Below are 18,891 nucleotides of genomic sequence, written 5' to 3'. Positions count from 1 at the left end.
TGGTGGGGACGGGACGTTGTGAGAGACCAACCGTCCTACCAGGGGCTTCTTGACGTCCGGCACCGCCCACGCCGCCCGCGATCATGCTGTGATCAGCCCACACCGAACTGCCGCTGAAAAAGGCTCAGTGATCTCCACATGGTCGAAGGAGAAGTCGAGGAAGCAATCCACCAACTGGTGCAGGCCCGGCGCGTCGTATGAGATGCGCTCGGCAGTGGCCGCAAGGAAGGCCTTCTCCAAGGTGGAGCAGCGCTCGAAGACGGCCAGGTAGATCTCGGCCTTGCCGCTCTTCAAGAGCTCCGAGTCGACACTCTCCCTCCCCACGACATCTGCGATCATGGCGAGGTTCGTGGCGTCGTATCCCAGTTCTGAGAACAGCTTGGTGGCTGCTTCCAGGACTCGCTCGTCCGCCTTGGCGGTTTCCTCGCTCACCTCTCCCTCTCCTTTCCTTTGCCGCTGATTCAGATGCCGTCATTTGTGGGCCCCGCGAAAGGAGAAGTAATCGACGGGTAACGGCTATCTGAAGAAGATCGACTGTGACCTGCCTCGTGCGTGCCCGGTCGCCGCAGCAGGCCTGGACGGACGGCAGGGCAGGGTTGCCCTTATCTTCCGTGGTGTTCCAGCCGTGCAGAGGTTGTAACGCGCGCCGCGGAAAGACCTTGCAGGTGGACAGTGAAGTCGGCTTTGCCTGATGCGCCCCCGATGGGCCTCGGTGAGTTCGTTGAGCGCTTCGCGCCGACCAGTGGCTCCGACGTCGCTGTCAGACCGGACGGCGACCGAGTGAGGTCGCAGAACGCTTCCTGGCGCTGCGTTCGCTCCACCGTGCCCGGGGCTTGAGCCGAGTCGCGGATCCCTTGCCTGCCCGCCGACGGTAACCGGCCCGGTCGGCCGGCATCGGGATCGTGCTCGCGATGCCGCGGCGGTGCGGGAGCCCGGATCGTCCAAGACGAGTTCGGCTTGTCGGTCCGCACCCGATCCGGCCGGGCCCGGGGACGCCCTCCGCTCGGTTCGGGCGACATGGACGCCTACCATCAGGTCTGGAACTGGGGCGTCCTCGCGCTGCCCAGCCGTCACTTCCAGCGGCGGCATCAGGGCATCGCCAACGTACGTCCGTTGAAGCCGCTGCCTCCGCCGATCATCGATCGAGATGAACGCAATGGCCGGGCGGCATCCTCAACGAGTACGAACATGGCGCTTGACCTGCCCGGACGAGGTTCTGGCCGGGGGCCTTGGCGGTGATCCTGCGTCTGGGTGGGGAGGTGGTGACCGTCGGAGGCTGACGACCTCGTGCGGGTATTGGGCCGGTCCGGTTGACGAGGTGTTGCGGGGTACCGATCGGGGTCTGTGGCTGTTATCCCAGTTGGGCGCGGCGGCGGGTCAGGTGGGCGGTTTCGGCGGTGTTGCCTGCCAGTTCGATGGCCTTGTCGTACGCGGCGCGTGACTGCCGGCTTCGGCCCAGTCTGCGGAGCAGGTCGGCGCGGGTGGCGTGGTAGGCGTGATAGTCGGCCAGCTTGTCGCCAAGACGGTCGACGGCCGCCAGTGCCACGTCCGGGCCGTCGAGTTCGGCGAGGGTGATGGCCCGGTTGAGGGCGATGATCGGTGAGGGGTCGAGGCGGACGAGCTGGTCGTAGAGGGCGAGGATCTGTGACCAGTCGGTGTCGCGGATGTCGCGGGCGGAGGTGTGCACGGCGTTGATCGCGGCGAGGATCTGGTAGCGGCCCGGGGCGGCTCCGGCGGCGGCAGCGGCGAGGCGCTCGCGTACCAGCCGGTGGCCCTCGGCGATCAGTGCCGCGTTCCAGGCCCCGCGGTCCTGCTCGGCCAGGGGGACCAGTTCACCGTCGGCCGAGACCCGGGCGGTGCGGCGGGCTTCGGTGAGGAGCATCAGCGCCAGCAGGCCGGCCACCTCGCCGTCGTCCGGCAGGAGAGCCCGGATCAGGCGGGTGAGCCGGATCGCCTCGGCGGTCAGGTCGTGGCGCAGGGGGTCGGTGCCGGGGCCGGTGGCCAGGTAGCCCTCGTTGAAGACGAGGTACAGGACGGCGAGTACGCCGGACAGGCGTGCCGGGAGATCCTCGGCGGCCGGCACCCGATACGGGATGCGGGCCGCCTTGATCTTGGCTTTGGCGCGGGTGATCCGCTGCTCCAGGGCGGTCTCCCGCACGAGGAAGGCGCGGGCGATCTCGGGGACGGTGAGGCCGGCGACCATGCGCAGTGTCAGCGCCACGCGGGCTTGCACGGCCAGCGCCGGGTGACAGCAGGTGAAGATCAGCCGGAGCCGGTCGTCGTCGATGGCGCCGACAGGCTCCGGCGGGTCATCGCCGGACACCATCCGAGCCTCCTTGTGCTTGTCGTCGCGTTTGTTCTCGCGCCGGATCCGGTCGATGGCCTTGCGGTTGGCGGTGGTGGTCAGCCAGCCGCCGGGGTTGGGCGGCACGCCGTCGGCCGGCCATCGCTCGACGGCGGCCGCGAACGCCTCGGCGGCCGCTTCCTCGGCGATGTCGAGGTCACCGAAACGCTTGGTCAGGGACGCGACCACCCGGCCCCATTCCTCGTGGTGGGTGCGAGTGATCGCCTCCTGGACGTCGACGTCGTTCACAGGAACGGCCGCACCTCGATCTTCCGATCGCAGACCTTGGACGCCTCGGCGGCGAGCTTGAGCGCCACGTCCAGATCGAGGGCCTCCCACACCCAGACGCCGGCGAGGTACTCCTTCGACTCCACGAAGGGCCCGTCGCTGAACACCGCCTGCTCGCCCCGGTTGTCGATGACCGTGGCCGTGTCGGTGTCCGCGAGTCCGCCTGCGAAGACCCAGTGGCCCTCGGCGATCAGCCGATCGTTGAACGCGCTGATGGCGGGCTGCCTGTCCGTGCTGCCGGGATCGTCCTTGTCGTCGATCACGGAAACCAGGTACTGCATCCGAAGACCATCTCCTGTGGTTGGGGGCGATCCGTGCGGTCGGCACACCCCGGATCTCTGCCCCGATGGTTGTTCTATGTCGGAGATACTGCCAAGACCTGCACGGGCGTGGGTGCCGACGTGCCGCCCGTCCAGTTACCGGTCTGTCGGCCCGCCTAGTGTCCGGCCAGTTCGGCCACGACCGGAGCGAGTGCGTCGGCGGAGCCGGCACCGAAGACGAAGTAGGAGATGCCGAGTTCCTCCCGTCGCCGGTGGATCTCCTCGGCGGCCGCCGCCGGGTCGTCCGGAAGCACCGCCAGCGAGTCCATCGCGCGAAGCGCCGCAGGGTCGGTGTCGGGGGACGCCATGAACGGTGCGACGGTGTCGCCGATCACCGCCACATGCTGCGCGAGTTCGATGTCCCGGGTGGCGAGGGCGCGGAAGCCGCGTATCACCCGTGTGCTCTCGACCCGGTCGTCTCCCGGCATCAGCGCGAAGGCGACCGTGTCCGCGAGGTCGGCCGCCAGTGCCTGGGCCTTCGGCCCGCGCACCGCCATCACCACCGGCGTGTGGAGGTCGGCGCCGTCGTGATCCCGCAGCGCCGTCACGGTCTCGCGCACCTGGGCCAGCCGCTCGGCCGGTGGGACGACGGGCAGCCCCAGGTCGCGGAGTTCGTCCTCGATGCCGGGCCTGCCGGTGCCGATGCCCAGCTCGAAGCGGCCCTCGGTGAGCACCGACAGCGAGTGCGCCTCCCACGCGGTGCTCCACGCCTGGCGCAGCGGGGAGGCGTACACCCAAGAGCCGACTCGCAGGTCGGTGATGGTGGCCGCGACGGCCAGCGTGGGCGCAGGCGCCGGCTGCCATTGCGGGACGTCGGGCATCAGCAGCGTGGAGTACCCGTAGTCGGCGATACGGCGCACTTGGTCGCGCCACGTCGGCAGATCTGATGTGAGCGGGGCGACGACCCCGAATCGGAAGGGCCTGGTTCCGCCACGTGCCGTCGAATCGGTCATCGTTCCTGTCCTCGTCAGTAGTCGGGATGACTTCCGGTCCTGCCGGCGTACGGCCGCGCGCCGTGGTCAGCGCAGCGCGGTCGACGTCTCACCCCTGCTACGAACGCCGCTGCCCCGATCCGACACCGCCTCCCGAAATTTCTGTCGAGTATTTTTCGGTAGCCGGCCGTCAGCGCTCCGACAACCCGACGAGTTCGAGGCCACCACGCTCCACCTCCGCATGCGTACCCAGTGCGGACGAGCTCTGGGACCATCCGGACAGCGGACCCCCTGAGCCGTCGTCCGCTCACGCCGCATCGTCATAGGGTCCGTCGAGGTGACCGGGCGTGAGGCTCGGGTGGGGTGCTAGAGGGCCGTGTATGCGCGGAGGCGGCTGGCTGCGGTCTCGCCCCGGCCGGCTCTGCTCATCGTGGATTTGTGCTGGTCTGATCGGCCGGGGTGTCGAGGTCGTCGGCGAGCGTGTCCGGCGCACGCATGTGCCAGGCGTCGGTGATGAGTTCTTCCAGGCGGTCGGGGTCCACTTTGTCCAGCCGCAGCATGACCAGGGGCATGCCGTCGTAGGCGGGTGTGGTGAAGAAGCGTTCCGGCTCGCCGAGCAGCAGCGCCTGCTTCTCTGCCTCGTCGCCGACGTACAGTACGGCGATGTCGGTTCTGATGACGCGTGGCTTGCCCGGTCTGCGCTCAGGGTAGGACCAGACGAACCCTTTGCCGCCGACCCGGAAATCGAAGCCGTCGCTGTCGATCTCGACCACGTGAGGCAGCGCGAGTGCCAACCGGCGAACGTCTTCGGCGTCAGCCATCCTGGTCGCTCCCAGCCACCGGTTTCTGCACACATGCAGGCTATCGGTCCACAAACCGCGAAAGAGCCCGAGGTCGCCGGAACCGTCGCAGCCGCATGCTCCGGTACTCGTCGGTGTGAGCCATACTCTCGCCTCGCCAACGGCCCGGAGTCGCTCTTGCCGCATAAGGTTCCGGTTTGGCGCTCGGCCGACCTGGCGGCGGCAGGACCGCCAGCTCCCATCGCACGACCGACCACTTCATCGCCGTCCACCTCAAGGAGATGAGCGGCGGCCAGACCTATGCGCAACTGTCGGCCAAGGCGCAGACCCAGTCGAACAACGCCGCGCTGGCCGCGCAGGTCAACACCGTCTTCAAGGGCACCACACTGCGCGGCATGCTGCTGAACGCCTACGCCTTCTGGGAGATCGGCCGCATCGTTCTCATCGCCGCCTACACCGCCTTCGCCGGCGCCGCCATCGCGCTCATCCCGTCGGCCCTGGGCATGCGGCACCTGCCGCACCACCCCCCGCCACCGAGGTCCTGCCCAAGCTCACCCGCCCCGGCAAGACCACCGCCGCCGACGCCGCCTGACGCCGGTCCGGTCCCCGGCAGGGGCCGGCCCGCCGGAGTCCACCGAAGGGTGAATGATCTTGAGTGTGCGTCGGCGGGCGCGGTGGGTCGGTCAGGTGGCGGTCTGCTCGAGGGTGAGGTGCCCGTTGGGCGCCGATCCGGCGGCGGTCAGCTCGTCGAGGGCGTCGGGCGGGCCCTGGACGGTGACGGGCACCCCGGCCTCGGCCAGCCGCTGCAGCCCGGCGAAGGGCCGGCGGCTGGTGAAAGCGGCGGCGGCCAGGTCGATCAGCACACCGGTGCCCGGCGGGAGGACGTCCAGGGCCAGGCGGAGCTGGCCGACGGTGAAGGAGTCGATCAGGCCTTCGACGCGAAGGTTCCCCGCGTCGGCGAACAGGCGGTACTGGGGCGCGGGACTGCCCGCCGACGACAGCGGGTGAAGTGTGGCCAGGTGGCGGAGCCGGTCGACCTCGACCTTCTCGCGGTCGAAGGCGCACAGCCCGGTGACGGGGTTCTCCGACATGAACCGGTCGGCCAGGATCTCCCAGCGCAGCCACGCTGCCAGCCGTTCCTCATCGGCGACCAGCGGAGTGTTGTCGGCGGCGACCCTGATCCCGGTGTACCCGTCGGCCTTGGCCTGCGTCAGCGCGGCGGCGAACGTGGCCCGCTGGGCGGCGGCGTCCACGATCCCCGATGCCCCGTAGACCTCGACGATGCTCGCCACCTGCAGGGTGCCAGGGGCGAGGCCGTCCCCGAGGCGGGCCGCAAGGCCCGGTTCCGGGTCGGCGCTGACGTACATCAGCTGCTCGCCCCGCGCGGCTCCCTCGGCCAGGAACGGGACCGCCAACGCATCGAACTGGGGGGCGCCGTCGAACACCCAGCCGATGTGGTCGTGCGGCTTCAACCGCAGGCACTCCAACCGCGGCCTGCGGTGTCGCGAATCGCCGGCTCTAGCCTCACTGGGCCCGGCTTCATCCATTCCGACCGTCACAACGCCAGCATCACACCCGAGCCTCAATTAAGCCAGTAATAACCGGCAATATTCGCCGCGCGGTGAGCCGGTACGGGGCGCGAACCGGCGACTGGCTACCAGGCGTCACGATGTGCTACCAGGAGGCGAGTTCGCCGCCTTCTCGTGACCGCGGCTTCCGTTAGGCCGTCGCCGATGGCGCCTGGAAAAGTCGTACGCGGGAGGAGCCCCTCGCCGCTGAGGCAGCGATCCGAGATGTGCGGTGAGCGGCGTTGCCGCTATTTCGCACCTGCTGCGGTCCTCCCGCGCACCTCCATTCCATCGCGCCGGCGGCGTTCGCCACAGGGCCGAAGGTCCTGCCGGCTCGACAACCCGCGGGGCCGGAAGTGACCGCTACCAGGCTGGCCCGTGCCGCAGACAGCGCCGCTGGCACTCGTTGCGCTCGGCAGTGGTGAAGTACGCCGGTCCCACCGCCATGTCGTCGTGACGTGCGCTGTGCTCCTCAGTCCCGCAGAGGCGTCGCGCCAATGCTCGACCGCAGGGTGGGGGATGGTGCCGTGTCAGGCTCGGCGGCGGGCGCCCGCCGTTGCGAGCGTCGCCGACCGGCCGCCTCTGGGCGTACCGGTCGGCGGGTCGGGGTTCACCGGGTCCAGAGCACCGCGTGCTGCCGGGTCCCGTCCGGGGCGGTCGCGGAGGATCCGGCGAGCTGGCCGCGATCGTTGATGCCGTAGGCCGCGGCCGAACCTCCGGCGGGCAGTCTGGGCAGCGGGACCGCCCGGCCGTCCCGCCACACGATGGCGTCGATGTCAACGGAGCCCGCGACCTGACCCGCGTTGTTGATGTCATGGACCTGGGCGAACAGGGCCGGGTCGGACGGCAGTGGGCTGGTCGCACCGCGGTACCAGATCGACGCGTGCCCACCGCTGTCGTTCAGAGCGACCCGATGCCGTTCGTCGGCCGCCGCCGGATAGGAGGGGGCGTCCGGGACGAGCGTGGTGGGAATGCCGTGCCACCATGCCGTCGCACGCGCGTTCATGGGGTCCTCGGGGAGGAAACGGTGGCCCACGATCCAGCCGTCGTCGGTGATGTCCTTGGCGAACGACGCCTGGCCCTCCGGGTCCAGGTCGATCGTGCGGCCGGCGTGCCAGCGGACCGCGTGCCGGGTGTACGGGCCGGACGGAGCCGTGCTGTTGCCCACCACGTCACCGGCGTTGTTGATGCCCTCGGCATAGCTGTCGGTCCCGCCGGGCAACGTCCCGAGATCGCGCATCCGGCCGTCCTTCCAGAGGAACGCGTGCGTGCCGCCGGAGGCGGAGCCGTACCCCACGACCTCGTCGCGGTCGTTCAGGTCGGTCGCCACGCTCCACAGGCCGCCCGGCAGCACGCCGAGGTCGATGACGCGGCTGTTGCGCCAGAGCGTGGCGTGACCGTCGCTCTGCCCGGCCGCATGCCCCCGCTCGTTCACCGCGAACGCCTCGGAGGAGTCGCTCCCGTTCAAGGTCCCCAGATCGATGACGCGGTACGCCTCGCCCTCCGGGGTGGGAGCGGCGGCCTTCGCCGTCGGCGCGGCGAGCAGGACGGCGGTGATGCCCACCGCGAGCACGCTCGCGAGCCCGCGCCTTCGTAAGCTGTGCATGTCAGGCCTCCTAAGGCCGTGCCACTTGTCGGTCGAAACGACCGTAAATCGCATCGCCGGCCGAAGGCAGGGACAAACGTCCCTCGCTGCAGCGCATTATCTGACGTTCCCGCCCGCTGGCCTTTTCGCCGACACGCTCGAACACGGCTGGAGACGGCGCGAGCGTTTTCCATTTCGATTACAGGTCTCGTATTTGCCGGAACTCCTGTGCGAGGTAGTCCAAAAGGAAATCATCGTCGGCGTCCGCGATCTCGCCGAGCCCGACCCACATCTCATCGGCGCCGTCGTGCCGCCGCTCGCCTCGCCTCACCTCCCGACGCGGCAGCGGCAGCGGCGGCGGCCCCGAGCAGCGCGTCAGCGGTCTTCGGTCGGGCGCGGCTCCGGTACACGCGTCCGAGTGCCGACACGGGCGCGACCTGGATCGGCCGCCGGGCCGGGAGCGGTCATGCTCTCCGGGCGCAGCAGCCGATCCAGGTCCTCGCGCGCGAGCCAGCCGTTGCGCACGACGATGTCGCGGACGGCCGTCCCGTCCCGCTGCGCCTCGGCGGCCACGGCCACCGAACGGTCGTAGCCGAGCACCGGGATGAGGGCGGTGGCCAGCGCGACGCTGCCCTCCACGAAGCCGCGGCAGCGCTCCCGGTCGGCCTCGATGCCCAGGACGCACCGGTGGGTCAGCGTGGAGCAGGCGTTGCGCAGCAGCTTCAGGCCGTGCAGCAGGTCGAAGGCGATGATCGGCTCGGCCATGTTGAGCTCCAGCTGGCCGGCGTCGGCGGCGAGGGTCACCGTCAGGTCGTATCCGATGATCTGGAAGCAGACCTGGTTGACGACCTCGGGGATGACCGGGTTGACCTTCCCCGGCATGATCGACGAGCCCGGCTGCACCGCCGGCAGGCGGATCTCGCCCAGCCCCGCGCGGGGGCCGCTGCTCAGCAGCCGCAGGTCGTTGCAGATCTTGGAGATCTGCACGGCCGCGCGCTTGAGGGTCGCCGACAGCTGGACGAAGTGTCCCGAGTCCTGCGTGGCCTCGACGAGGTCCTCGGCCCTGCGGACCGGGAGCCGGCTCACCTCGGCCAGCTTCTGGACCACTCGTTCGGCGTAGCCGGGCACGGTGTTGATGCCGGTGCCCACCGCCGTCGCGCCCATGCCCACCGCCAGCAGGTCGTCGCCGGCCCGGCGCAGGTGCTGCACCGACTCGCCCACCATGACGGCGTAAGCGGCGAACTCCTGTCCGAGCGTCATCGGCACCGCGTCCTGCAACTGGGTACGGCCCATCTTGATGACGTCGGCGAAGGCGGCCGCCCTGTCGGCCAACGCGGCCTTCAGCTCTCCCATCGCCGACAGCGTCCGCTGCATTGACAGGTACACGCCGATCTTCACCGCGGTCGGGTAGGCGTCGTTGGTGGACTGTGAGCGGTTGACGTCGTCGTTGGGATGCAGCCACTGGTAGTCGCCCCTGCCGTGGCCCATCAGCTCCAGGGCCCGGTTGGCGATGACCTCGTTGGCGTTCATGTTGGTCGAGGTGCCGGCGCCGCCCTGCACCATGTCGACGACGAACTCGTCGTGCATCCGTCCCGCCGCGATCTCGTCGCAGGCCGTTGCGATCGCCCTCGCTTTGTCCGCGGCGAGCAGGCCCAGCTCGTGGTTGGCGAGCGCAGCCGCCTTCTTGACGTGGGCCAGACCCACGATGAAGTCGCTGAACTGCGCCAGCGAGACACCCGAGATCCGGAAGTTCTCCGTCGCCCGCAGCGTCTGGATGCCGAAGCGCACGTCCTCCGGAAGCACCCGCTCCCCGAGCAAGTCGTGCTCGACCCGCATCTTGCCCGGCCCCACGCCGGCCGCCTGTCCGGTCACGGTCTGACTCCTTCGCGCACCGCGGCGCGGACCGAGTCCGTCCCCGGTCCGTCCAGCGGTGCTCACCGTCCTCTCAGAGCGTTTCGCTGCTCGCGCCGTGCCGACAGGGACGAAGGTCCTTCGCCCCGGGGCCGGCCGTCGCTCGATCCGCACCAGGAGACCCGTCCGAGGAAGCTTCCGCGAAGGTCCCGGTGCCCCTGGTGCGGGCGGACAAGGAGTCGGGACCTTGGGCCCTAACTGGGCATACGGGCGCTCCCGCATTCTGGAGGCATGCAGTTCGATCGCAGTGGTCTGGAGATCCTCGGTCCCGGCGAGTGCCGGGACCTGCTGCGGCATGCCGAGGTCGGCCGGATCGTCTTCACCCACAACGCCCTGCCGGCGATCCAACCGGTCAACTACGTCCTGGACGGCGGGGACATCGTCTTCCGGACGTCGCGGACCTCCCGGCTGGCCACCGCTGCGACCGGGACCATCGTCGCCTTTGAGATCGACGAGTTCGATGCCGCCACGCGTACGGGCTGGTCCGTGGTCGCGGTCGGCCCGGCGCGGCGGGTCTCCGCGGCAGGCGGGGTCACGCCGCTGGAGGGGATCGACCTGCGGACCTGGGCGCCGGGGCGACGGGACCTGTTCGTCAGGATCCGTCCTGAGATGCTCTCCGGACGTCGCACTCCGGACAGGGGAGACGTTGCCTCGAGCGATGACGCGATGGCCCTCGACATGCAGTAGCGGAGGGACAACGGCGCCGCACTCGGCTGACCGCAGCGGCCTGGGCGTTGCGGTCCGGCTCGGCGTTTGCAGCACATGGTGCACAGCCGCCTGCGGCCCGCGTAGCGCAGTGGGCCGCAAGCGGTCTTCACGGGAGCCGGACGAGGCCTTTGCGGGCCTTCCACAGGAAGTACTTCTCGAACGCGATCTTGGCCGCGTGCGCCTGCGGGCCGGGGATGAGCAGGCCGAGCCTCCGGGGCGGAAGCATCCGGTCGGCCAGGATCATCACGCCGTTGTTGCCCGCGTCCATGATGCAGACGGCCGGTATGTCACCGAAGCTCCTGTGCCGGACCTGCCGCTCGCCGCGGATCCGGGCGGCGATGTTGGCGGCGGCGATGCGCGCCTGGACCTCGGTGGGGAATCCGGTCTTGGGGACGCCGACCGCGACGGCCGCGGTCCAGGGCACGGTCACGGCGGCCGCGATGCCCACGGCGTAGATGGTCGGATGGGCGATCGACTGGTAGGTGTCCCGCACCGGGACGAAGCCCTTCTCATCGGCGAGACCCGGCGTGGAGGCCACCACGTCCTGTCCCCGGAACGGCGGAATGATCACCGAGTAGGCGTGGTCGAGCTTGTCGCCGTCGGCCAGCAGGAGCCTGCCGGGAGCGGCCTCGGCGAGCGCGGCCCCGGTGATGACCTGGATCCCCTCCTTCCTGCAGAAGAGCTTGAGGAGCCGCTCACCGCCCGGAAGCCCGCCGATGCCGAAGTGGCCCAGGAACGGTTCGGCGGTCACGTAGGTCAGCGGGACGCGGCCCTTGAGACCGGCCTTCCGGAGCTGGTAGGCGGCGTTGAACAGGAACTCGTAGGCCGCGCCGAAGCAGCCGGTGCCCTGGGCCGCGGCGACGACGACGGGGCCGGGGTCCTCCAGGAACCTGCGCCAGCCTTCGCCGGCCTCGACGGCGTCCGGAAGGGTGGTGATGGTGTGGACGCCGTCGGTGTCCCGCATACCCGGCACGGTGGCCATGTCGTTGCGGTAGCCCGTGGCCACGACCAGATAGTCGTAGCCGAACGTCCCCGCGGTGGTGTTCACCCGCCTGGAGAGCGGCGCTATCTCCGTCGCCGCCGCGTGCACGAACTCGATCCCGTGCGCGTCGAAGGTCGGCTCCAGCGGGAAGGTGATGTCGGTCGCCGACCGCTTGCCGAACGGGATCCAGATGAGCGACGGGTTGAACAGGAACCGGTCCGACGCCGAGACGACGGTGACGTCCACGTCGCCGTCGAGGGCCTGCTTGACGCTCAGCGCGGCCGTCAGCCCGCCGAAGTTCCCACCGAGGACGAGCACCTTCTTGCGCATCGACACCACCTCATCGGCCGTCTCTGATTCCAGACTCACCAGGTGGGGCGGACGGCGTCACGGATCAACGTCCCCAAGCGAGGGGACCTTGGGCTCTGCTCGCCGGGCGACCTCCACCTGGCCCGCCCCGTGGGGAACCGGCCGTACGGCGCGCCCTTGTTCGCGCCGGCGGAGACGATCACCTTGGATGTCCCGGGTCGGTCATGAGGTCCTCGTCGCGGTGAAAAAGCGTGTGCGAGAGCAGCGGCCCGAACTCGGCACACGGAGGACGGCGGGCCGGGACGTCCTCCGGAGCTGCGGAAAGGACGAAAGTCCCGCCGCCTCGGGCCGTTCGGACGGAGATCCCTCAAAGGATCGCCCGGAGAGTGGATCAGAGCCCACGAGGGCGATCAGCTCTTCGGCGATCGGTGGGGATGCGGAGTGGACGACGTCAGCGCGATGCGGCTGCGGCGGGCGGGGACCGCCCCGGTCACCTACAGTCTCTCGGTGCCGCGGCTGCCGGAGCGCCGGCCGTTCCTGATCGCCGCGGGCCTGGACGAGTGCCTCCGGCATCTCCAAGACTTCAGGCTCGACGCGCACCACTGCGACATGCTCGTCGAGGCCGGCGTCTGTGCCAGAAAGAGCGCCTCGTCCCTGCGCGGTGTGCGATTCACCGGGGATGTACGTGCCGTGCCGGAAGGGCGCGTCCTCCTGGTGAACGAGCCATTGTTGGAGTTGACCGCGCCATTTCCGGTCGCGTACGTCGTGCAGAGAGAGATCCTGCAGATCCTGTCGCGGCAGTCGAGGATCGCATCGGGAGCCGTGGCCCTCGCGCCGGAGGCGGACGAGGGCGGGGCGATGGACCTGCCAAGCATGGACCGGGAGGGGGAAGCCGCGCTCGGTGCTCGGTCGGCCTTGATCGCGGGTTTCACCGCGACCAGCGATCTGGCGGCGGCCGAGCGCTTCGGGCTGCCCGGGCTGGGGCTGATCAGCGGCGAACGGTGCGCAGCGGATGTCCGGAGGCTGCTGAGCCGCGGCGAGGAGGTCGTCGCGGTACTCGTAGAGGTCGACGGCGGCGTCGACGCGAAGGCCGTGCAGGACGTGCGGAAGGCGATGGCGGAGGTCCGGGCCGCCAGGGCGCCGGCCCGGGTCGGCATCCGCCTGAGCGGCGCGGACCAGGTGCCGAGAGCGTTCAGGTCCCGGCGCGCACTCGACCGTGCGGGCTTGCGCAACGTCCGGATCTACGCCGACGCCCGCGCGGACGGGCAGGCTGCGGACGCATCGAGGGCGTCCGCCGTACCGATCGAGGGGCGGCTGATCGACGCCGTTCGCGCGGCCCTCGCGGGCGACGGCTTCGAGATGGTCTCGCAACTCGTCGACCAGCACGGCGTCGCAGCCCGCAAGCCGAAGACGGGGACGCTGCCGGCGAGCAAGCAGATCTTCCGGGGCGAGCGAGGCGACTTCCTGGTGGTCAGAGGCGAAAGATGCCCCGCCGGTCACACCGCCCTGCTGGAGGCCGTCGTGCTCGCCGGCCACCCCCTCAAGTCGGGTCAGCCGGTGTCATCGGCGCGGGCTCGGTGCCGCACCGATCTCCTCGGGCTCCGTCGCCGCGTCCTCGCGGCGGACGGCGCGCCTCCTCCCGCCCCCAAGCTCAGCCCCAGACTGCGGGAGCTGCGGGATCGCGCCGCGAGGAACGCGCCGTCCGCTCACCGCCCCGCCTGGATCTGATCGGCTCTCCATCGTCCAGAGGGACGAAGACCGCGGCGCTCGGTGCGTGCCGACCGGCAAGGAGATCACGGTCGCGAGGAAGACGTTCGGCCGATCTCGGGGGACGTTCGTCCGCTGCCGCCGTCAGCGCCCGGCGCAGACGCTGGAAGCCCCTCCCAAGGACGGTGACTCATGCGACGCATCACAGCGGCGGCCACGGTAGGCCTTCTGTCGATCACCCCGATGGCCCTACCGGCCTCGCGGGCGCCTCTTGGCGCCGCGGCGGCTGGCGCGGCGGCCACCGCGGACCTCCCCACCTACACGCCGGGTGTCGCCGGCTGGCCCAGCGGAAAGGGCTTCGACGTCGCCTACCGGGCCGCGACGACGAACGTCCTCTACCGCAGGTTCGTCGACGGCGCCTGGGGAAGCCCGCTCAATCTGAACGGACGCCTGATCGGTGGCCCGGCGGTCACGTTCGCGGGCTCGTCCCCGCACGTGTTCGGTCGCGGCGTCGACGGGCGCCTCTGGGAGCGAGCGCGTTCGAGCGGGACCTGGCAAGCCTGGGTCAAGGTGGACGACCTGGTCATCACGGCGCAGCCCGCGGCCGTCGGCCACCCGGACGGGCGCATCGACGTCTTCGTCCGCGACACCGCCGACCAGGTGCGGACGAAGACCTACGTCCCCGGAACCGGATGGAGCGGCTGGTCCTCGCTCGACATGACCACCGGCAGCGCGCCCGCGGCGGCCGCCGTGGCGGCGGACACCGTCCGTGTCGTGGTCACCGGGACGGACCACGCCGTCTGGACCCGCACGCGCACCGGTGCGACATGGTCGGACTGGACCTCCCTCGGCGAGAGCACCTACAGCCCGCCCGGAATCGGCGCCGACCCCGCGACCGGCCGGACGTGGGTCTTCGTCCGCGACGCCGGGACCGACCGGCTGCGCGTCCGGACCTTCGACGGGTCGTGGGGCGAGTGGCAGATCATGGGCGGCCTGTACGTCGACGGCCCGGCCGCCTCCTACGCGGGCGGCAAGACCGTCGTCGTCGGCCGCGGCCGTGACGGGGCCCTGTGGAGCCGCACCATCAGCGGTGCCACGTGGACGACGGACCAGCGCGCCTGGGTGCCAGGGCCGCCGGCCGGCGTCCCCTCCGCACTACGTGGCAAGAACGTGACCCGGATCCCGACCACGGCCAAGGTCGCGGCGCTCACCTTCGACGGAGCATGGGACAGCGCGGGCGTGGACTCGATCCGCGCCACCCTCCAGCGCGAGAACGTGCCCGCGACCTTCTTCCTCGTCGGGGACTTCGTCCGCGGGTTCCCGGCCTACGCCAACGCACTGGCGGGGGCGGGCTTCCGGATCGGCAACCACAGCAACACTCACCCCGACTTCACCAAGATCAGTGACGCGACCGCCCGCACGCAGGTCACCAGCGCCCGCACGGCGGTCTTCAACGCCGTCGGCGCCGAGCCGCGCCCGCTGTTCCGCTTCCCCTACGGCGCCTACACCGCCTCGGACATCACCCTGGTGAACGGCCTGGGGTACGTGCCGGTCGGCTGGACCGTCGACTCCCTCGGCTGGCAGGGCACCTCGGGCGGCCAGACCGCGGACAAGGTCGCCGGCCGCGTCCTGGGCGCGGCGCAGCCGGGAATGATCGTCCTCATGCACCTCGGGGCCAACCCGGACGATCGCACAACGCTGGACGCGGACGCGCTGCCGGCGATCATCCAGGGGCTGCGCGCCAAGGGCTACTCCTTCACCACTCTCGACGCCCTGGTGTCCTGAGCCGGCGCGCAGTGGATCCGCACACTGCGAGGTGACCGTGACCGCCCGTCATCCCCTGCCGCGCGGGGATGGCGGGCATCGACGGGACGCAGGCCGAGTACGTGCGCGTGCCCTTCGCCGACACCTCCGTGCACCCGCTGCCGGCCCGGCGACATCGTCGAGGCCGTCGGCGTCCCCGACGCCTTCGAACTCGCGGTCGCGCTGGCGCGTCCCGGCGGTCGCATCGCCAGCATCGGCGTGCACGGCGAGCCCGCGACGCTGCACCTGGAGGAGCAGTGGATACGGGACGTCACGATCACCACCGGGCTGGCTTCTCCACGCCGACGCTGCTGCGGCTGCTCGCCGGTGCCGCGATGGGCTGACGGCGGCCGTAGCGACGGTCGCCACCGCGAGCACCCAGGTGGACGACGAGCCGGGTGGGCGGGAAGGCCCCAAGGGGCGACGGCATGACCACGAACCCTCATAGGCCGCCCGGCCCGGCGTCCCCCGGCCGCCGCGTGGGGTTCGGCGGGCCTCAGAGCAGGGCGGCGATGTGGTCGACGAGGTCGGAGAGCCGGCAGGTGTAACCCCACTCGTTGTCGTACCAGCCGAAGACCTTGACCAGGTCGCCGCTGGACTGGGTGAGAGGCGCGTCGAAGACGCAGGAGGCGGGATCGCCGATGACATCGCGGGACACGATCGGACGGGTGCTGTAGCGGACGAACCCGGCGAGGGGACCCGCGGCCGCGTCCGCGAACGCCTCGTTGACCTCGTCGGCCGTGACGCGCCGCTCGAGCAGGCACGCGAGATCGACCAGCGACCCGTCCTCGACGGGCACGCGGAGGGCGATCCCGTCGAAGCGGCCCTGCAGCTCCGGGATCACGGCGCCGACGGACCTGGCGGCGCCCGTGCTCGTCGGGATGATGTTCACTGCCGCCGACCGGGCCCGCCGCAGATCCTTGTGGGGGGAGTCGAGCAGGTTCTGGTCGTTGGTGTAGCCGTGCACCGTGGTCATGTAGCCCTTCACCACGCCGAACGAGTCGTGGAGGACCTTGGCCATGGGTGCGACGCAGTTGGTCGTGCACGAGGCGTTGGAGACGATGCTGTGGCGCCCGGGGTCGTAGACCTGCTCGTTGACCCCCATCACGATGGTGGCGTCGGCGTCCTTGCCGGGGGCGGAGAGGACGACCTTGCGCGCGCCGGCCTTCAGGTGCGCGGCCGCGTCGTCGCGTCGCCGGAACCGTCCGGTGGACTCGACGACGATCTCCGCGCCGACGGCGCCCCAGTCGAGGTCGGCGGGGTCGCGGTGCGCCGTCACGGGGATGCGGGTCCCGTCGACGATCAGCGCCGAGCCGTCGTACCCGACCTCGCGGTCGAGGGGCCCGTAGGTCGAGTCGTACATGAGCAGGTGGGCGAGCGTCGCGATGTCGGCGACGTCGTTGACGGCCGCCACCGGGCGGCCGTTGTCGAGCGCCAGGCGCAGATAACCGCGGCCGATGCGGCCGAATCCGTTGATCCCTACTGGTGTGGTCATGACCTCTCCTGGTCGGGTGGCCGGCGCGTCCGGCCTCGGGGGCCGCGCCGGGTGGCTCCCTCCAGGCTCGGCGGGCGGGGGCGCCCGAACCAGGGACATTCGGCCTTGCGACCCGGCCGATGGGCCCTCGGAAGAGGCATGCGGCATGGGCGACCGTCCCGGACCGTGGATGACCCTGGCCTCGCGAAGAGGAGACCTTCGGCCGGGGGAAACGCTGGCAGCGCGGCCTAGCGTCGGCTTTAGGAACTTTCAGACATCGGAGGGACGACCAGTGCCGAATCCGATCATCGTGGGCATCGACGGTTCGGCTCACGCGTGGCGTGCTCTGGATCGGGCCGCCGAGCACGCCGCCCGCCATCGGCTGCCGCTGCGGCTCGTGCTCGGAGCGCACTTCCTCATGAACGGGGGCAGCATCCCGGACGATGTGCTGGGGCACCTGACCGCCGAGCGGGAGGACCTCCTGGACGAGGCCCGCCAGTATGCCCTCGAGGTCCAGCCGAGGCTCGACGTCGACACGGCCCTCGTGCCGGGGGACGCGGGACATGCTCTGGTCAAGGAGAGCGAGAGGGCCGCGCTGATCGTCGTCGGATCGCGCGGGCTCGGCGGCTTCCAGGGGCTGCTGTTCGGGTCAGTGGGACTGTACGTCGCGGCCCATGCGCGCTGCCCGGTGCTCGTTGTGCCCCGAGCGGCGCCGTTCCCGCCGGAGACGCCGGACGAGATGGTGCTGGGCGTCGCGGGACGGCCCGGCGAGGAGCACCTGATCGAGTGGGCGTTCGCCGAGGCCGCCTCGCGCGGCGCGCGGATCCTCGCCCTGCACGCGGTCGGCGTGGACTTCGCCGCGCCGCGCACGAGGCTCGTGGAGGACATGGAGCTGTCGGCGGCCCTGGCCGGCATGCGTGAACGCCACCCGGACGTTCCGGTCGACCAGTTGGTCTCCGATCGGACCGCGGCGCAGGCGCTGGTGGAGGCGTCCGCGCATGCGGCCCTGGTGGTGGTGGGCGCCCGCCGGAGGCACGGTGCGGCCGGCATGGCGCTGGGACGGGTGAACCACGCCGTGCTGCACCACGCGGCCTGTCCCGTGGTGGTCGTCCCGCCGCGCGACTGAGCCCGACGAGGCCGGAGCGGGCGTCCGAGCTCGTGGTCGGCCACCGCGGGCTCGGCGGGTTCGCCGGGCCGGTGCTGGGCTCGGCGTGTTCCGTGCCGCTGAGGCCTGGGGCGTGCCGTTGAGCGTCGTGCACGCGTGGCCTTTCCCCGAGGCTCTGGACGGCCCGACTCGAGCAGCGTTCCTGACAGGACGGGGCGGAGGTGTCTCTGGATCCGGATGTGAAAGGCCCTCATGGGAAGGCTCTGCATGAGTGAAGGCCCGGCGCTCGCCGGGCCTTCACTCATGCCGCGGGCGTGTCAGCGGCGGCTCACACCAGCTCGAACGCGTCGGTGCCGGAGACGAGTGCGCCGTTCCGGTCGAAGACGATCGCGCCGGCCTGCGCCAGGGCCTTCCGGGACGCGCGGTAGTGGTGGGCGCACAGATGGATGTCAACGGGCGCGGAACGTTGGCCGGTGACCGGCATCATCGCGACCACCACGGGCTTGGCCAGGCAGCAGCATGCCCGGCCGGGAAACGGCGGCACTCGGGGAGGCTTCGCCTCGTCCATGGCCGAGGGGCGCCGTGCGGGCTTGCGCGCCTTGTCGGATCCGGCAAGGCCGAAGCGCGAGAAGTTCGTGTTCACGGGTCCACCATCCCTCGACGGGGCGATTGCGTTGCAGGGGCCTTCGTACATGGAAGGGCGGGACCAAGGGCCTGCCACTGCCGGCGATCACGCCGCGGTGTCGTGGCCGACAGAACCGCTGGCAGGAGATGCGGAAGTACTCGGCGCCGGGGTCCAGAGCGACCCAGGGCAGCGAGCACCTCATGAGGATGAGGGCACCGGACCGGCGGCCCGGTCCGGTGCCCTCGTCGTGGTGTCACTTGGCGATGGTGATCCGCTTGGCTTCGGTCTTGGCGGCCTTGGGCGTGGGCACGCGGACGGTGAGGATGCCCTGGTCGTAGGACGCTTTGATGTCGTCGGTCTCGATGCCGGTGGGCAGGGTGAAGGAGCGGGTGAAGGAGCCGTAGGTGAACTCCGACCGGTGCGGCTCCTT

16 protein-coding genes are annotated in these 18,891 nt (G+C 70.7%); 4 read left to right on the top strand and 12 right to left on the bottom strand.

The features are described 5' to 3' along the window. Window positions 1-81: 81 nt before the first annotated feature. From J4557_RS47965 to J4557_RS47930, 8 genes are all read right to left on the bottom strand, one after another. Window positions 82-432 (bottom strand): TetR/AcrR family transcriptional regulator, encoded by a 351-nt coding sequence (locus J4557_RS47965; RefSeq protein WP_208274533.1) that lies wholly within the window; start codon window positions 430-432, stop codon window positions 82-84. A gap of 919 nt (window positions 433-1,351) precedes the next feature. Then, entirely contained in the window at window positions 1,352-2,593 is a 1,242-nt protein-coding gene (locus J4557_RS47960; protein WP_208274532.1) for an RNA polymerase sigma factor, read from the bottom strand. Continuing rightward, window positions 2,590-2,913 carry a YciI family protein gene (locus J4557_RS47955; RefSeq protein ID WP_208274531.1) on the bottom strand — a complete coding sequence of 108 codons (324 nt, stop codon included), beginning with the start codon at window positions 2,911-2,913 and terminating at the stop codon, window positions 2,590-2,592. The genes J4557_RS47960 and J4557_RS47955 overlap by 4 nt, the downstream gene beginning before the upstream one ends. 155 nt (window positions 2,914-3,068) lie before the next feature. Further along, window positions 3,069-3,905, bottom strand: coding sequence for an LLM class flavin-dependent oxidoreductase (locus tag J4557_RS47950; protein ID WP_208274530.1), 837 nt, complete (start codon window positions 3,903-3,905; stop codon window positions 3,069-3,071). 404 nt (window positions 3,906-4,309) lie between these two features. After that, on the bottom strand, window positions 4,310-4,705 hold the full coding sequence (locus J4557_RS47945) for an MmcQ/YjbR family DNA-binding protein (RefSeq protein WP_208274529.1): 396 nt from the start codon (window positions 4,703-4,705) through the stop codon (window positions 4,310-4,312). Window positions 4,706-5,367: 662 nt separating this feature from the next. Further along, window positions 5,368-6,156: an MEDS domain-containing protein gene (locus J4557_RS51430; RefSeq protein WP_208274527.1), complete on the bottom strand. Its 789-nt coding sequence runs from the start codon at window positions 6,154-6,156 to the stop codon at window positions 5,368-5,370. 706 nt (window positions 6,157-6,862) lie between these two features. Further along, a complete protein-coding gene (locus J4557_RS47935) occupies window positions 6,863-7,858 on the bottom strand; it encodes a hypothetical protein (RefSeq protein WP_208274525.1) in 996 nt (331 codons plus the stop codon). A 354-nt stretch (window positions 7,859-8,212) separates the two neighbouring features. Continuing rightward, window positions 8,213-9,709, bottom strand: a complete 1,497-nt coding sequence (locus tag J4557_RS47930) for an aspartate ammonia-lyase (RefSeq protein ID WP_307800623.1) — start codon at window positions 9,707-9,709, stop codon at window positions 8,213-8,215. Between the two features lie 270 nt (window positions 9,710-9,979). Between J4557_RS47930 and J4557_RS47925 the strand changes: the two genes are divergently transcribed. After that, window positions 9,980-10,435 carry a pyridoxamine 5'-phosphate oxidase family protein gene (locus J4557_RS47925; RefSeq protein WP_208274523.1) on the top strand — a complete coding sequence of 152 codons (456 nt, stop codon included), beginning with the start codon at window positions 9,980-9,982 and terminating at the stop codon, window positions 10,433-10,435. 127 nt (window positions 10,436-10,562) lie between these two features. Here J4557_RS47925 and J4557_RS47920 read toward each other — a convergent pair whose 3' ends face one another. Continuing rightward, on the bottom strand, window positions 10,563-11,768 hold the full coding sequence (locus J4557_RS47920; RefSeq protein WP_208274521.1) for an NAD(P)/FAD-dependent oxidoreductase: 1,206 nt from the start codon (window positions 11,766-11,768) through the stop codon (window positions 10,563-10,565). 420 nt (window positions 11,769-12,188) lie between these two features. Here J4557_RS47920 and J4557_RS47915 point away from each other — a divergent pair, with 420 nt between their 5' ends. Both J4557_RS47915 and J4557_RS47910 read left to right on the top strand, forming a co-directional pair. Then, window positions 12,189-13,475: a beta/alpha barrel domain-containing protein gene (locus tag J4557_RS47915; RefSeq protein ID WP_208274519.1), complete on the top strand. Its 1,287-nt coding sequence runs from the start codon at window positions 12,189-12,191 to the stop codon at window positions 13,473-13,475. 222 nt (window positions 13,476-13,697) lie between these two features. Next, window positions 13,698-15,239 (top strand): polysaccharide deacetylase family protein, encoded by a 1,542-nt coding sequence (locus tag J4557_RS47910; protein WP_208274517.1) that lies wholly within the window; start codon window positions 13,698-13,700, stop codon window positions 15,237-15,239. Window positions 15,240-15,753: 514 nt separating this feature from the next. Here J4557_RS47910 and gap read toward each other — a convergent pair. Further along, complete coding sequence (gene gap / locus J4557_RS47905; RefSeq protein ID WP_208274515.1) at window positions 15,754-16,752, bottom strand: type I glyceraldehyde-3-phosphate dehydrogenase; 999 nt, start codon at window positions 16,750-16,752, stop codon at window positions 15,754-15,756. Window positions 16,753-17,023: 271 nt separating this feature from the next. Between gap and J4557_RS47900 the strand changes: the two genes are divergently transcribed. Further along, window positions 17,024-17,857 carry a universal stress protein gene (locus tag J4557_RS47900; protein ID WP_208274511.1) on the top strand — a complete coding sequence of 278 codons (834 nt, stop codon included), beginning with the start codon at window positions 17,024-17,026 and terminating at the stop codon, window positions 17,855-17,857. 307 nt (window positions 17,858-18,164) lie between these two features. Here the strand turns inward: J4557_RS47900 and J4557_RS47895 are convergent, their stop codons facing one another. Both J4557_RS47895 and J4557_RS47890 read right to left on the bottom strand, forming a co-directional pair. Then, window positions 18,165-18,479 carry a hypothetical protein gene (locus tag J4557_RS47895; RefSeq protein WP_208274509.1) on the bottom strand — a complete coding sequence of 105 codons (315 nt, stop codon included), beginning with the start codon at window positions 18,477-18,479 and terminating at the stop codon, window positions 18,165-18,167. 235 nt (window positions 18,480-18,714) lie between these two features. Beyond that, window positions 18,715-18,891, bottom strand: a 177-nt coding sequence (locus J4557_RS47890) for an Hsp20/alpha crystallin family protein (protein ID WP_208274535.1), incomplete at its 5' end; no start/stop codon positions are given.

Origin of the sequence: Actinomadura nitritigenes, assembly GCF_017573545.1 — a bacterium.
Lineage (GTDB): Bacteria > Actinomycetota > Actinomycetes > Streptosporangiales > Streptosporangiaceae > Spirillospora > Spirillospora nitritigenes.
This window is presented reverse-complemented; position numbering and strand designations above follow the sequence as displayed.